Raw genomic sequence first — 15094 nt, forward strand, 5'->3', positions numbered from 1 at the left:
TCAAAGGAACCTCATCCACCGAAGTGGACGGGGTATCAACTTCTGGCGTTGATTTTTGGCACGCTGTTGAGTTCTCAAGGAACGGACGCTTCCTTTGTACTCACCCTCGCGGGTTTTCCTCCGGGCGCTTCCCTTCGTTCTTGCGTTTCCGACTCTATCAGACTCTTTCGGGCCTGACCCCCAGTCAGCGGGGTTTGTCTTCCGGGCTGTTGGGCCCTTCCGACTCCCAGAACTCTAGTGGATTTCCCGACCGATTCATAATCGGCCTTTTCGGAAATTAATTCGGGCATGCCGAATGTGTTCCCGAGGGGAGATCGTGCTGAGTTGGGTGCCGCAACGAGGCGGCGGGATGTGTCGTCGCCAAAACCTTTCGGCTCAGGGACAACTCGAAGAACCTTACGGACCCGAGGGGGCCGTGTCAACCCCACGCGTGGTGCACCTCGTCAGGTCCGGGACTGGAGGTCCTCCACCCGTTCCAGGAGCCGCGTGAGCATGTCGCCCAGGACCCCGCGTTCCGCCGTGGAGAGGTCCTGGAGGAGGTCCTCCTCGAAGACCGTGGCCGCCCGCATGGCGTCGAGCCACTTGCTGCGGCCCTCGTCCGTCAGCTCCACGATCACGCGGACCCGGTTGGACTCGTCCCGTTCGCGGGTCACCAGTCCCTCTGCCGTCATGCGGTCGATCCGGTGGGTCATCGCCGCCGGCGTGAGGCCCAGCTGCTTCGCCAGCTCGCTCGGGCCCATCCGGTAGGGGGCGCCGGAGATGACGAGGGCCTTGAGGACCTCCCACTCCGCGTTGCTGATGCCCAGGGCGGCGGTCTGGCGTCCGTAGGCGACGTTCATGCGGCGGTTGAGGCGGCTGAGCGCCGAGACCACCTTCTCCACCTGGGGGTCCAGGTCCTGGAACTCGCGCTGATAGACGGCGATCTGCTCGTCGAGGCTCGGCTCGTGGACGGGCGCGGTGCCGTCGGGGATGTCACCCATGGACGAAGTATCGCATGAGCTCGTTGGCATCTAACTCCTTCGATGTGTACTGTTAACCATCGAACTTTAGCTATGAAGTCTTCGGGCTTCAGATCTCCAGGACAGGTGAGAAGTGACCAAGGTGATGGGCGCTGCGATGCGGCGGATCCAGGCCGGCAACGCGCTGACCGCGTTCGGCATCGGCTTCACGGTTCCGTTCCTCTACATCTACGTGGCGCAGGTGCGGGGTCTGGGCTCCATGGCCGCCACGAGCGCGTTCGTGGCCTTCGCCGTCTCCGCCCTGGTCGCGCTGCCCTTCACCGGTCGCGTCATCGACCGCCGCGGTCCCGTCCCCGTGGTCATCGGTGCGGCCGTCGCCGCCTCCGCCGGTGCGCTGTCCCTCGGGTTCTCCACCGGGCTGCTCCCGATCCTGCTGTCCGCTCTGGCGCTCGGTGCGGGGCAGGCGGTCATGCAGCCCGCGCTGGCCACGATGATCGTGTGGTGCTCGACCCCGACGACGCGGACCCGCGCCTTCGCCCTGCAGTTCTTCATGCAGAACCTGGGTCTCGGCATCGGCGGGCTCATCGGCGGCCAGATCGTCGACGAGACCCGGCCCGGCAGCTTCACGCTGCTGTTCGGGATCGAGGCCGTGATGTTCCTGGTGCTGGCCGGCGTCATCCTGACCGTACGGATGCCGCACGCCCCCGGCATCAAGGACGCCGTACCGCGGGACCCGGCGCAGTCGGGCGGGGCCTGGAAGCGGCTGCTGCAGCACCGGGCCATGGTCAAGCTGCTCGTCCTGGGCTTCGTGATCTTCTTCGCCTGCTACGGGCAGTTCGAGTCGGGCCTCGCCGCCTTCGGTACCGAGGCCGCCGGGATCTCCCCGTCCACCCTGGGCTTCGCGCTGGCCGCCAACACGGGCGCGATCGTGCTCGCGCAGTTCGTCGTCCTGAAGCTGGTGGAGCAGCGGCGCCGCTCACGGGTGATCGCGCTGGTCGGCCTGATCTGGACCGTCGCCTGGCTCATCGCCGGGTTCTCGGGGCTCGGGCACGGCAGTGCCGTGATGGCCGCGGCCGCGTTCGTCGCGACGTACGGGCTCTTCGGCATCGGCGAGGCCATGCTGTCGCCGACCCTGGCTCCGCTGGTGGCCGACCTGGCGCCGGAGGGGTCCGTGGGCCAGTACAACTCCGCCTTCGCCCTGGTCAAGCAGATGGCGCTGGCGCTGGGGCCGCTGGGGGTGCCGCTGGGGGCGGGGGTGCCGGTCCTCTACATCGGGGTCTTCGTCGCGGTCTCCCTCGGGATCGCCTGGCTGGCGCTGCGGCTCGGCACGCAGCTGAGCGCGGTGCAGGACAGGCCGGCGCTGCTGAAGGTGCAGCCGGCTGCGCCTGCGCCCGCAGTCGTCGCGAAGGCCACGACGGCCGCGGCGGCCGTGAAGTCCGCAGCGGTCGCGCCTGCCGCCGAGCCTGCGGTCGTCTGACCGCGGAAGAACGGCGAAGGAAGGGCCCGGTCCGGGTGGACCGGGCCCTTTTCGCGTCCCGTCTAGGTGTCCGGGAGGGCGAACTCGCACCAGACCGCCTTGCCGCCCCCCGGCGTACGGCGGGAGCCCCAGGCGGAGGCGATGGTGGCGACGATCGAGATGCCGCGGCCGGTCTCGTCGGCCGGTTCGGCGCGGCGGCGGCGCGGGAGGTGGTCGTCCCCGTCGGTGACCTCGATGATCAGGCGGCGGTCGGTGCGGCGCAGCCGCAGCCGCATGGGCGGGGTGCCGTGCTGCAGGGAGTTCGCGACGAGCTCGCTCGCTGCCAGGACGCCCAGGTCGCACAGCTCGACCGGGAAGCGCCAGGAGGTGAGGACCCCCTGGGCGAAGGCGCGGGCGCGCGGGGCGGCCTCGATGCCGCCGAGAAGTTCGAGGGCGGCGTTGTGGAAGAGCTCGGCGTCCGACCCGGTGCGGCTGGGCTGCTGGAGGACCATGACAGCGACGTCGTCGTCGTGGTCGGCGTCCACCCCGAGGGCGCGCATCAGACGGTCGCAGATGACGGCCGGGGTGCCCTGCGCGCCGGAGAGGGCGCGTTCGAGGGCGGCGACGCCCTCGTCGATGTCCTCGCCCCGGCGTTCGACCAGGCCGTCGGTGTAGAGGACGGCGGTGGAGCCGGGGCCGAGCGCGATGGTGCCCGAGGTGTGCAGCCAGCCTCCGGTGCCGAGCGGCGGGCCGGTGGGGTCGGCGGCGCGGCGTACGGTGCCGTCCTCGTCGCGGACCAGGATCGGGAGGTGGCCGGCGGAGGCGTACGCGAGCAGGCCCTCGTTGGGGTCGTGGACGGCGTACACACAGGTGGCGATCTGGCTGGCGTCGATCTCGGCGGCGAGCCCGTCGAGGAGCTGGAGCACCTCGTGGGGCGGGAGGTCGAGGCGGGCGTAGGCGCGGACGGCGGTGCGCAGCTGGCCCATGACGGCGGCGGCACGGACGCCGCGGCCCATGACGTCGCCGATGACGAGCGCGGTGCGGCCGGCGCCGAGGGTGATGACGTCGTACCAGTCGCCGCCGACGGCGGCTTCGGTGCCGCCGGGCTGGTACGTGGCGGCGATGCGGAGGTCGTCGGGCTGTTCCAGTTCCTGGGGGAGCAGGGAGCGCTGGAGGGTGACGGCGGCTTCGCGCTGGCGGCGCTCGCTGGCGCGCAGCCGGTCGACGGCTTCGGCGTGGTCGGTGACGTCGGCGAGGTGGATCAGGACGCCGGTGTGGTGGGGGTCGCCGTCGGTGTCGGGGTCGGCCTTGGGGAATTCGACGGGGGTGCAGGTGACGGTGTACGAGCTGCCGCCGCCGGGTGCGGTGCGGTTCTTGGCGGTTCGGGGTTTGCCGCTGCGCTGGACCTGGTCGAGGAGCGGGAGGAGGCCGAGCTCGCCGATTTCGGGGAGGGCCTCGTGGGCGGGTGCGCCGGCGGGGCGGGGGCCGAAGCCGGCGGTGTAGGCGTCGTTGACGTAGGCGACGCGGTGCTCGGGGCCGTGGACGAGGGCGACGAGGGCCGGGAGCCGGCCGAGGACCTCCCGTACGGAGAGCTCGTCGAGGGAGGGCACGGCGGCGAGGACACCGCTGCCCGGGACGGTGCCCGCGCCGGGGGCGGCCGCCCGGCCGGTGCCCCGGACGGTGGCGTCGGCGGGGGCGCCGTCCGGGGTCGTGGCGGGGCGGCCGGCGGCGCCGCGGGCTGCCGGGACGGCGCCTTCGCCCCGCTTGGCCTGGGCTGCGGCGTGTTCGGACCGGGCGGCGGCGCGGCGCTGCGTTCCGGGAAACCGGGCGCTCCAGCGCGTGAAGTTCACTGCGTTCAAGCCTCGTGGTGTCGCAAGTGGTCGCTGTTCCCCGGCTACCGCTGGGGGTACCCCAAGGGGTCGTACGCGGGGCGGTGTCACGCTGTCGGTGTCACTCTGCGGGTGTCACTCTGTGCAGGGGTGACCCCACCTATGGTCACACGTCCAGTGTGGCCGACCGCACTGACAACGTCAGCCCTGGCTGTCCTGCGGGGGGTTGGGGGCGGGTCTGGACGGTGGGTCCTTGGGGCCGCCGCCTGCGGCGAGTTCGAATTCTGCCCTGGGGTGTTCGAGGGAGCCGAGGGAGACGATCTCGCGCTTGAAGAGGCCGGAGAGCGACCATTCGGCGAGGACGCGCATCTTGCGGTTGAAGGTGGGGACCCGGCTGAGGTGGTAGGCGCGGTGCATCAGCCAGGCCGGGTAGCCCTTGAGCTTGCGGCCGTAGATGTGGGCGACGCCCTTGTGGAGGCCGAGGGAGGCCACGGAGCCGGCGTACTTGTGCGCGTACTCGGTCAGGAGTTCGCCGCGCAGGGAGGCCACGAGGTTGTCGGCGAGGACCTTCGCCTGGCGGACGGCGTGCTGGGCGTTGGGGGCGCATTCGCGGCCGGCCTCGGCGGTGATGTCGGGGACGGCGGCGGCGTCGCCGGCGGCCCAGGCGTGCTCGACGCCTTCGACGGTGAGGAAGGCGGTGCAGGCGAGCCGGCCGCGTCCGTTCTTGGGCAGGTCGGTGGCGGCGAGGATGGGGTGGGGCTTGACCCCGGCGGTCCAGACGACGGTGCGGGTGGGGAAGCGGGTGCCGTCGCTGAGGACGGCGACGCGGTCCTCGCAGGATTCGAGCCGGGTCTCCAGGCGCAGGTCGATGTTGCGGCGGCGCAGTTCGCGGATCGTGTAGACGCCCATTTCGGGGCCGACCTCGGGCAGGATCCGGTCGCTGGCCTCGACCAGCACCCACTTCATGTCCTCGGGCTTGACGTTGTGGTAGTACCGGGCCGCGTAGCGGGCCATGTCCTCCAGTTCACCGAGGGCCTCGACGCCCGCGTAGCCGCCGCCGACGAAGACGAAGGTGAGGGCGGCGTCGCGGATGGCGGGGTCGCGGGTGGAGGAGGCGATGTCCATCTGTTCGATGACGTGGTTGCGCAGGCCGATGGCCTCTTCCACGGTCTTGAAACCGATGGCGTAGTCGGCGAGTCCCGGGATGGGGAGCGTGCGGGAGATGGATCCGGGGGCGAGGACGAGTTCGTCGTACTCGATCTCGACGCCGCCGGTGCCCTCCTCGTCGGTGGCGAGGGTGGTGACGGTGGCGGTCCGCTTGGCGTGGTCGATGTGCCGGGCCTCGCCGATGAGGATGCGGCATTTGTTGAGGACCCGGCGCAGCGGGACCACCACGTGGCGGGGGGAGATCGAGCCGGCGGCGGCCTCGGGGAGGAAGGGCTGGTACGTCATGTACGGCTCGGGTGTGACCACCGTGACCTCGGCTTCGCCGGCTCTCAGCTTTTGCTGGAGCCGGAGCGCCGTATACATGCCGACGTAGCCCCCGCCGACGACGAGGATGCGTGTGCGGGGCGGGGTGCCGGGGGCCGCGCCCCGGGAGTTGGCAGCCTTCACCATCCCATGACGCAACGTGGCCGGGAGTTTGTCCACAGGCCTGACACATTGTGTGACCGGAGGGAGTGCCGGGACAGGGCTGTCGGATGACGTGAGCCGGAGTGGAGTTTCGCAGGTCAGCGGGTGCGTACGGGGTGGTTCCGAGGGCTTGGCTCGGAAAAGTGGGGGTGAATGCTCCGATCGGGCGGTGGTCCGTCCGGGGCTCCCTCTTCTGAATTGACTCTGGCTCAACTATGTTCGTATCCCGTCGAGGAGTAGGACCGGGCCCACATGACCGTGGCCCCCTCGGCGCGAAGGCGGGGAGTGTCTCCGGGGGGAGACAAATGATTACCGGGGGATACATATGAACATTTCCGATTTCCATGGCTCTGCGACCGCGCTCTCGGGCGAGACCAACGGTCGCGTGATGGCGGGCCCGACCACGCACGGAGTGGGTCGCTCCACGCCGCTGCGCGTCGACGCCCAGCGCAATCTCGAACACGTGCTGCGCGCTGCCCGCGAGGTCTTCGGCGAGCTGGGCTACGGGGCTCCGATGGAGGACGTGGCGCGGCGGGCCCGGGTCGGTGTCGGCACGGTGTACCGGCGGTTCCCGAGCAAGGACGTCCTGGTGCGGCGGATAGCCGCCGAGGAGACCGCCCGGCTCACCGAGCAGGCCGAGGCCGCGCTGGGCCAGGAGGAGGAGCCGTGGCAGGCGCTGTCGCGCTTCCTGCGCACCTCCGTGGCCTCCGGTGCCGGGCGGCTGCTGCCGCCGCAGGTGCTGCGGGTCGGGTCGGCGGGCGAGGACGGCGCCGAGGAGGCGGAGGCCGCGCGGGTTCCGCACCAGCGGCAGGCCGGTCCGGCGGGCGCGGCGCCCGAGCTGCGGGTCGTCGGTGCGCGCGGGGCCGTGCAGGACGAGCCCGCGCAGGACGCCGGTGCGGGCGCGCTGCTGCAGGTCGTCGGCCGGCTGGTGGACCGGGCGCGGGAGGCCGGTGAGCTGCGGGCCGATGTCACGGTGGCCGATGTGCTGCTGGTGATAGCGACGGCCGCTCCGGCGCTGCCGGACGCGGCGCAGCAGGCGGCGGCTTCGTCGCGGCTGCTCGACATCCTGCTCGAAGGACTCCGGTCCCGGACGGCCTGAGGACCACGGTCCCGGACGGCCTGGGGCGGTCGGGTCGGCCCGCGCCGGCTCGGCGGCGCGTCGCCCGGCCATCACTCGCCCGGGTGAAAGGCAGCACGGCGTTTCGCTGAACTCTGCCCGGACGGGTGGATGGTGGGGCGAGGGCCCTGGGCGCGCGCCCCCCGTGTGACAGGCTTGATCGGTGCACCGGTTGAGTGAGTCGTGCGGGGGCGTCCGCGATGGGCGTTGACGGTCGGGAAGAGCCGCTCGGTGGCGTCGGCGGGGAGATCGGTGCGGAGACCCCGCACGCCCGGCAGGTGCCGGCCCAGCGCGATCCGGGCGGACGGCACGCCGCCGGGCGCCCGTCCGGGAGCGAGCTGCCGCCGTCCGACGGGGACCTGGTCGCCCGGCTGCGCGCCGGGGACGACGGGGCGTACGAGGAGCTGTTCCGGCGGCACGCCGCTGCCGTACGCCGCTATGCGCGGACCTGCTGCCGGGACGGCCACACGGCGGACGACCTGACCGCCGAGGTGTTCGCGCGGACCCTGCAGGCGGTACGGGGCGGGGCCGGGCCGGACCAGTCGGTGCGGGCGTATCTGCTGACCACCGTGCGGAGGGTCGCCGCGGCCTGGGCGAAGACGGCCCGGCGGGAGCACCTCGTCGAGGACTTCGCGGCGTTCGCGGAGCAGGCGGCCGCGGGCTCGGAGGGCGGCGGGCTGTCGGGGCTGTCCGGCCTGTCGGGGGACGACACCCTCGAACTGGGCGCCGACGTACGGGCGATGCGGGAGGCCGAGCAGTCGCTGGCCGTGCAGGCCTTCCGGAGTCTGCCCGAGCGGTGGCAGGCGGTCTTGTGGCACACCACCGTCGAGGAGTCTTCGCCGAGTGCGATCGCCCCGCTGTTCGGGCTGAGCGCGAATGCGACGGCCGTACTGGCGAGCCGGGCCAGGGAGGGGCTCAAGCAGGCGTACCTGCAGGCCCATGTGAGTGCGGCGCTCAGTGCGGGCGGTGACTGCGCGCGGTATGCGGACCGGCTGGGCGCGTATGCCCGGGGCGGGCTGCGGATGCGGGCGGAGCGCGGGCTGCGGGGGCACCTGGAGGAGTGCCCGAAGTGCCGGCTGGCCGCCGGGGAGCTCAAGGACGTCAACGCGGGCATTCCCGCGCTGCTGCCGGTCGCGGTCATCGGGTGGTTCGCCGCCGGCTATGCGGCCAAGGCGGCGGGAGTGGTGGCCGGCGGGGCCGTGGCGGCGGGAGGTGCCGGGGCTGCTGCGGCCGCCTCCGGCGGATCGACCGCGGGGGCGGGAGCGGGCGTGGCCGGCGCGGCCGGGGCGGGCGCCGCCGGGGCCGGGGCCGGTGGGGCTGCCGGGGGTGCGGGTGGGACCGGGGCCGGCGTCGGTGGTGCCGTGGTGTCCGAGGGGCTCGGGCTCCCGGCGAAGGCGGCCATCGCCGCCGGGATCGCGGTGGCAGCGGCCGCCGGGGTGGTGTTCGCGCTGGTCGGTGAGGATCCCGAGCCCGGAGCCCCGGCGCAGCCCGCGCCGGGGGTGGCGGCGCCCGTACGGCCGGCGCCGGTGAACACACCCGCGCCCGATCCGGTGGAGGCGCAGGGCCCCGTACCGTCCGCTCCGGGCACGCCCCCGGCTCCGCCGGCGCCCTCCGCCTCGAAGCCGCCGCCCGCCCCCGTGCCGTCGCGGGCGCCGAAGCCGACGCCGACGCCGACGCCGTCCTCTCCTCCCCCGCCGGCGCCGGGCCCGCGGCCGAGCCCGGCCCGGCCCTCGCCGACGCCGTCCGTGCCGAGGCCGCCGCAGGGGTTCCAGCTCGCCGGGCTCGGGCATGCGGCCTTCGGCGACCGCATCGGCCCCGCGCTGCGGACCTGGCGCAGCAGCTGGGTCTGGCAGCGCCGGGGGCTGTGGATCGGCGAGCAGCGCTTCGGGCAGGGCCTCACCGTGAGCTCCCGTTCCAGCGTGGAGATCGCCCTCAACCGGCAGTGCACCGCCTTCTCGGCGCGCGCCGGGGTGGACGGCCTGTCGCTGCTCACCGACGGCACGGTGCGGTTCTCCGTGTACGGCGACGGGCAGCGGCTCTGGCAGTCCGCCGCGCTCGGCTCCGCGGACCGGGCCGTCGCCGTGGACGTCCCGCTCACCGGCCGCACGTCGCTGAGGCTGGTGGTGGAGCGGGCCGGGCAGGGCAGTCTGCCGACGCTCGCCAGCTGGGCCGACGGCGTGATCAGCTGCCGTTGACCAGGGCGGCGACCTCGGGCGGGGCGAGCTCCGCCCCGGCCGCCTCCTCCTTCGCGTAGCGCTCGGCGCCCAGCGCGGCGCGGGTGCGGTCGGGGAGTTCCGCCACGGCGGCCTGTTCGGGGACCGAGCGGGGGTGGCCCGCGCGCCACGCGGTGGAGGCCGCGAGGACCCGTACGGCTTCGGCGGGCCGGTCGGCGGCGGCCAGCAGGACGGCCGCGGTGTCGGCGAGCGAGGCGAGGACCCGTTCCGCGCAGTGCGCGGCGACGGCGGCGGCCAGGGCCGGCCCCAGCCGGGCCAGACCGGTGGCCGGGCCGTGGGCGCGGGCCGCGAGGATCGCGTCCACGTGATCGAGCCCGGCGGCGAGCTGCGGGGGCGCCGTGAGCGTCTTGGCGGCGGCCCGGGCGAGTTCGCAGTGGGCCCGGGCCTCGCCGAGGTCCCCGCGGACGAGGGCGATCAGCGCGGCGAGCATCCCGCCGTAGGCGCGGACGTCGTTCCCGCCGCCGTACTGGGCGGCCTCGTGGTGCGCCTGTCCGAGCAGGCGTTCCGCTTCGTCGAAGTCCCCGGAGCAGAAGGCGGTCTCCGCGATCCGGGCGATGGCGAACGGCGACTCGGTGTGGGCGCCGACCTCGCGGGCCAGGCGCAGGCACTCCTCGTACTCGGTGCGGGCCCAGTCGTAGCGGCTGCGCGAGAGGGCGACCTCGCCGGCCGCGCTCGCCACCTGGGCGCGGATCCACCGGTCGCCCACCCGGTCGGCGATGCCGTGCAGTTCGGCGAGGTCGGCGTCGACGGTGGGCAGGCCGCCGGTGATGTCGATGGCGATGTGCGTGCGGAACATCAGGGTCACGCCCAGGGCCCATGCGTCGCCGTGGCGGCGGCAGTTCTCGACGGATGCGTCCAGTCCGGCGCGGAAGTCGATGGTGTCGCCGGTGAGGAAGATCGTCATCGGCCACAGCATGCCGGGGAAGGCGACGGCCTCGGGGCCGGCGTGCTGGAAGACGTCCTGCAAGCGGGCGGCCAGGTCCCGGTTCCGGGCGGTGTCGAACTGCTCGGGCGAGTGGCCGTCGGCGAGCAGGAACAGGTGGAGCATCCGCAGCCGCATGAAGCGCCAGTACGCGAGCGTGCCGCGGGCGGGTTCGGCGGGGGTGAGGGCGAGGATCCGGCCGGCCCATTCGGCGCCCTCGGTCCGGTAGTTGCGCAGCGCCCAGAACCAGCCCAGGGCGAGGGCGAGGCGCTCGGCGGCTTCGACGGAGCCGGCCGAGGTGGTGTGCAGGAGGGCGGCGCGGAGGTTGTCGAGCTCGGTCTCGGTGCGGCGGATCCAGGGAAGTTGGGCGCCGGAGCGCAGGAGGGGCTCGGCGGTCTCCGCGAAGGCCCGGTAGTGGTCGGCGTGGCGGTGGGCGGCGGCGGTGCGGTCGGCTTCCTCGGCGGCCGCGCGTTCGGCGGCGTACTCGTGGATGGTTTCCAGCATCCGGTAGCGCATGGCGATGCCGTCGGGGCCGGGTTCGGCTTCGGGCTCGGCGAGGACGAGGGATTTGTCGACGAGGGAGCCGAGGACGTCGGCGACGTCGGCAACGCCGAGAGCGGGTTCGGCCGCGGTGTCGGCGCACACGGCCTCGGCGGCGGGCAGGTCGCAGCCGCCGGCGAAGACGGAGAGGCGGCGCAGGACGGTGCGTTCGGATGCGTCGAGGAGCTCCCAGGACCAGTCGACGACGGCGCGCAGGGTCTGCTGGCGGGGCAGGACGGTACGGGAACCGCTGGTCAGGAGGCGGAAGCGGTCGTCGAGACGGTCGGCGATCTGGCGCGGGGTGAGCAGCCGCAGGCGGGCGGCGGCCAACTCGATGGCGAGGGGCAGGCCGTCGAGGCGGGTGCAGATCTCGGCGACGGCGTCCGGGTCGTCGGCGGGGGTGAACCCGGGGCGGACCGCGGCGGCACGGTCGGCGAACAGGCGGTGCGCGGGGTCGGGCGGGAGGGGGTCGACGGGGCGGACGGTTTCGCCGGGCACGCCGAGGGGTTCGCGGCTGGTGGCCAGGATCCGGACGCCGGGGCAGTGGGTGAGGAGGGTCTCGGCGAGTTCGGCGGCGGCGCCGATGACGTGTTCGCAGTTGTCGAGGACGAGGAGCAGGCGGCGGTGGGCGCAGTGGTCGACGAGCTGGGCGGTGGGGTCCTCGGAGGCGGTCTTCTCGCGGGCGACGAGGGCGCTCTCGCGCAGGCCGAGGGCGCTGAGGACGGCGCCGGGGACGGCGGCGGGGTGGTCGAGGCGGGCCAGCTCGACGAGCCAGGCGGCTTCGGGCCGGTGGGCGGCGGCGGCGTGCTCGGCGAGGCGGGTCTTTCCGGAACCGCCGGGGCCGGTGAGGGTGATGAGGCGCAGGCGGGTCAGGTCGGTGCGCAGCGAGGCCAGTTCGGGCTCGCGGCCGACGAAGGAGGTGAGGCGGGGGCGGAGGTTGCCGCCGGGGGCCGTGTGCGCGGCGGGCTTCGGCGTTTCGGGCTTCTGCGGGACGGGCTTCTGCGGGACGGGTGGGGCGAGGAGTTCCGCGTGCAGGGCGGTGAGTTCGGGGCCCGGGTCGGTGCCGAGGCCTTCGGCCAGGGTGCGGCGGGCGCGCTCGTACGCCGCGAGGGCGTCGGCGGGCCGGCCGGCCGCGCGCAGGGCGCGGAGCTGCTGGGCACGCAGGGACTCGTCGTACGGGTTCTCGTGGATCAGCGCCTCGATCTCGGCCAGCAGCCAGGCGGGGTCGGCGGCGCCCGCTCTGAGCTCGGCTTCGATCCGGTCGCGGCGGGCGGCGCTGCGGCGGGCCTCCGGGGCGGCGGCGTGGGCGGTGCGGGCGGGCTCGGGGAGGTCGGCGAGGGCGGGGCCGCGCCAGAGGGCGAGGGCGGTGCGCAGGGCCTCGGCGGCGGGGGCGGGGTCCTCGGGGGTGGTGGCCAGGTGCCGGGCGCCCTCGCGGGCGAGGCGGTGGAACCGGTGCAGGTCGATGTCCTCGCGGTCGGCTACGGCGAGGCGGTAGCCGCCGGCGGGGTCGGCGCGAACGGTCTCGCGCCCACCGAGCGCCCGGCGCAGGCGGGCGACGAGGGCCTGGAGGGCGGCGGGGGCGTCCTGGGGCGGGTCGTCGCCCCACACCTCTTCGACGAGGTCGGCCACGGACGCGGCGGCGGGGCCGCCGGCGCGGAGCGCGAGGGCGGCGAGGAGCGCGCGCAGCCGGGCGCCGCCGATGGGGAGGGGGGCGCCGGTCTCGTCGCGCGCCTCGGTGACGCCAAGGATGAGATACCGCACCGCTCAATTCTGCCGTGCCCCTGCCGGGGGCGTACCCGGATTAAACGCGGCCCCACCGCCCCGCGCCCGCGTCCGGGGTCGCCGCCACGGGCCCCGGTCAGGAGAGGGCCGGGCGGCGGTGGGGGATGCCCGTGGGGACGGCACGGCGGCGGGGGGTGGAGGTGCCCGTCCAGCAGGTGCCGCGGCGGGCGAGGAGGCGGCCGAGCCACAGCTCCATCGAGACGAGCTCCGCGAGGCCGTCCAGCGGGACCGGGCGGCCCTCCGCCGCGTCCAGCAGGGCCTGTTGGACCACCCGGGCCTCGACCAGGCCCGCGTCCGCGAGCAAGGGGGCCGTGAAGAGGCCCAGGAGCGAGGCGAGCGCTGCCCGCAGCCCCAGACGGGTCGCCGTCTCGTTCGGGGCGTGGGCCGGAGCGCCCCAGCCCGGCGGCAGTTCGCGCACGCCCGCCGAGGACAGCACGCTGCGCAGGATCGCGGCCCGCGCCCCCGGCTGGACCCGCAGCGACTCGGGCAGGGCGCGGGCGGCCCGTACGACCTGGTTGTCAAGGAACGGGGCGTGCAGGCGCTGGCTGCGGACCTCCACCGCCTGTTCGAAGACCCGGTGGTCCGCCGCGTGGCGGGTGAGGGCGGAGCGGGCCCGGGCCTCCCCCGGGCGCAGCGACAGCGGGGGCCGGCCCGCGGCGGCCGCGAGCCGGATCGATACTTCGGCCAGGGCCTCGCCCGTCAGCCAGCCCGCCGCCGGGCCCGGCCGGGACCAGGTCAGGGCGGCCAGCGAGGCGTCGACCGGGCCGGCCGGTTCGGCGCGGACCGCGCCTTCGCGCAGCCGGGCCGCCGCCGCCTCCATGCCCGTGCGGTAGGGCGTACGGGCCAGCCGGCGGGCGGCCGAGTAGACGGAGAAGGGGACCAGCAGGGATTCGCCGGGCGCCGAGCGGGCGAGGGCGGCGACCGGGCGCAGCAGGTGGCGTCGGCGACGGTCCATCAGGAGGTCGGCCAGCCGGGCGGGGTGCGCGTCGAGGACCTGGCGGGCGCCGTGGCCGACAAAGTGGTCGGCCGAGCCGGCGGCGAGGCGGCGTCGCTCGCGGGCGGCGAAGACCAGGGAGGGGCCGGGTTCGTCGGTCAGCGGCCCGTCGAGGTCCGCGTACGGGAGGGCTTCCTCGGCGGCGGCCACGACCACGTGGTGCAGCCGGGGGTCGGCCGCGATGGCCCGGGCGCGTTCGAGTTCGGCCTCGCGGCCCTGTGGGGTGGCGAGGTCGTTGAAGGTGACCGCGAGCAGCCGTTCGCCCGAGCGGTTGAGGATGGTGCCGGGCGCTCCTGGCAGGCCGGCGGCGAGCAGGGCGAGCGTCCCGGAGGCGCTGCCGCCGGAGAGGTCGGCGCCCACGCCGGGCACGGGCGCGGGCGCTCCGCGTGCCGCGCGCCGGTCGGCGGGGCCCATTCCGGGCACGGGCCCGGGGTCGTGGGGGAGGGTGTCGGGAGCATGGCGGGGAGCCGTGAGCCGGGCGCGCACCGCGTCGACCAATGCTTCGCGTACGCCCTCCACCGCCCGCTCGGGATCGGACTCGGGCGAGGCCACCGCGAGCGAGGCGACCGGTTCGTAGCCGGTGATCTCGCGGGAGCCCTCCCGCAGGATCAGCGCGTGGCCGGGCGGGATCCTGCGCACGCCCGCGTACGGTGTGCCGTCGCCCAGTGCCTCCGGGCTGTCGGGGCAGGCGAGCAGGGCGGCGAGGTGGCCGATGTCGAGCTGCGCCTCGATGAGGTCGGCGAGGGGGAGTGCGGCGGTGGCGTACGCCGTCCCGCCGGCCCAGGGGGTGTAGAAGACGGGGCGCGCGCCCGCGAGGTCGCCGACGACGGTGATCCGGCGGCCGGTCTGGACGACGGCGGTGTAGCTGCCGGACCACTGGGTGAGGTGGCGCAGGGCTCCGCCGCGGGCGGCGAGGAGCGCCCGGCGCAGTTCGGCGTCGGTGGCGCCGCAGCAGCCGAGGACGGCGAGCCGGGTGAAGGGGTCGGCGGGATCGGCCGCGGCGGTGCGGATCTCGTCGGGGCGCCAGTCGCCGACGGCCCACAGCGGGTCCGGGTCGCCCCACAGGAGTTGGGCGCCGACGGGCACGACGGTGCGGTCGGCGTCACGGGCGGCCGGATCACCGGGGTCATGGGGGTGGTCCGCGTCCGCGATCCCGCCGGTCACCGGGCCGTCGAAGCCGTATCCGCCGTCCTGGACGGAGACCCGCCCGGCCGTGCCGAAGCTCGCGGCGATACTGCTCCACCCGACCAACCAGCGCACCGCCGCCTCCCCAGCCCGTGGGCACATGACCGGGGTATGAGCGGCTGGCCGGCGCTGAGGGCGCGGCCGTACGGACCCCGGGTGGCTCGGGGTCCATGCTGCCACGAGACGGGCGTGCGAGAGGGGCGGAGGAGCGCGCACATGTGGACGGACACGCCGCGGCAACACGGTATTTGGCGTTCCGTTCCCACCGTCCCATAGGTCGGTTTCGGCCATTCTTCGGCCGTACTGGGTGCTGCCGGGCGCACTGCGGCGCTCGTCCTCGCGGTACGCGGGCGCGGTCCGGGGGACGGGATCGCCCCCCGGACCGTTCCGCCACCCGCGGGGATTGAGGCAGCGGCATCCCCCGGCCCGCCTGATCCACGCAGC

At 74.7% G+C, this 15094-nt stretch carries 8 protein-coding genes; 3 read left to right on the forward strand and 5 right to left on the reverse strand.

Annotated elements, in window-relative coordinates:
* Positions 1–443 precede the first annotated feature (443 nt).
* A complete protein-coding gene (locus tag AC0666_RS06520; protein ID WP_361715679.1) occupies positions 444–980 on the reverse strand; it encodes a MarR family winged helix-turn-helix transcriptional regulator in 537 nt (178 codons plus the stop codon).
* 124 nt (positions 981–1104) lie between these two features.
* Between AC0666_RS06520 and AC0666_RS06525 the strand changes: the two genes are divergently transcribed.
* Positions 1105–2436, forward strand: coding sequence for an MFS transporter (locus AC0666_RS06525; RefSeq protein WP_478707357.1), 1332 nt, complete (start codon positions 1105–1107; stop codon positions 2434–2436).
* Between the two features lie 62 nt (positions 2437–2498).
* Here the strand turns inward: AC0666_RS06525 and AC0666_RS06530 are convergent, their stop codons facing one another.
* Together AC0666_RS06530 and AC0666_RS06535 are read right to left on the reverse strand one after the other, a co-directional pair.
* Entirely contained in the window at positions 2499–4265 is a 1767-nt protein-coding gene (locus AC0666_RS06530) for an ATP-binding SpoIIE family protein phosphatase (protein ID WP_468966546.1), read from the reverse strand.
* Between the two features lie 180 nt (positions 4266–4445).
* Positions 4446–5861, reverse strand: coding sequence for an NAD(P)/FAD-dependent oxidoreductase (locus tag AC0666_RS06535; protein ID WP_361715682.1), 1416 nt, complete (start codon positions 5859–5861; stop codon positions 4446–4448).
* A 340-nt stretch (positions 5862–6201) separates the two neighbouring features.
* Here AC0666_RS06535 and AC0666_RS06540 point away from each other — a divergent pair, with 340 nt between their 5' ends.
* Together AC0666_RS06540 and AC0666_RS06545 are read left to right on the forward strand one after the other, a co-directional pair.
* Positions 6202–6975, forward strand: a complete 774-nt coding sequence (locus tag AC0666_RS06540; RefSeq protein ID WP_468966465.1) for a TetR/AcrR family transcriptional regulator — start codon at positions 6202–6204, stop codon at positions 6973–6975.
* A gap of 218 nt (positions 6976–7193) precedes the next feature.
* Positions 7194–9188 (forward strand): sigma-70 family RNA polymerase sigma factor, encoded by a 1995-nt coding sequence (locus AC0666_RS06545; RefSeq protein WP_478707194.1) that lies wholly within the window; start codon positions 7194–7196, stop codon positions 9186–9188.
* Here the strand turns inward: AC0666_RS06545 and AC0666_RS06550 are convergent.
* Together AC0666_RS06550 and AC0666_RS06555 are read right to left on the reverse strand one after the other, a co-directional pair.
* Positions 9175–12450, reverse strand: a complete 3276-nt coding sequence (locus tag AC0666_RS06550; protein WP_478707195.1) for a BTAD domain-containing putative transcriptional regulator — start codon at positions 12448–12450, stop codon at positions 9175–9177. The genes AC0666_RS06545 and AC0666_RS06550 overlap by 14 nt on opposite strands.
* Before the next feature lie 97 nt (positions 12451–12547).
* Entirely contained in the window at positions 12548–14725 is a 2178-nt protein-coding gene (locus tag AC0666_RS06555) for an asparagine synthase-related protein (RefSeq protein ID WP_478707196.1), read from the reverse strand.
* Between the last annotated feature and the right edge of the window lie 369 nt (positions 14726–15094).

Source organism: Streptomyces sp. NPDC043680, from assembly GCF_056436685.1.

Bases quoted from the DNA above. Each gene is read 5' to 3' on its own strand.
- AC0666_RS06525 (WP_478707357.1), top strand. From the start codon at position 1,105: ATGGGCGCTGCGATGCGGCGGATCCAGGCCGGCAACGCGCTGACCGCG.
- AC0666_RS06520 (WP_361715679.1), bottom strand. From the start codon at position 980: ATGGGTGACATCCCCGACGGCACCGCGCCCGTCCACGAGCCGAGCCTC.
- AC0666_RS06535 (WP_361715682.1), bottom strand. From the start codon at position 5,861: ATGGTGAAGGCTGCCAACTCCCGGGGCGCGGCCCCCGGCACCCCGCCC.
- AC0666_RS06540 (WP_468966465.1), top strand. From the start codon at position 6,202: ATGAACATTTCCGATTTCCATGGCTCTGCGACCGCGCTCTCGGGCGAG.
- AC0666_RS06545 (WP_478707194.1), top strand. From the start codon at position 7,194: ATGGGCGTTGACGGTCGGGAAGAGCCGCTCGGTGGCGTCGGCGGGGAG.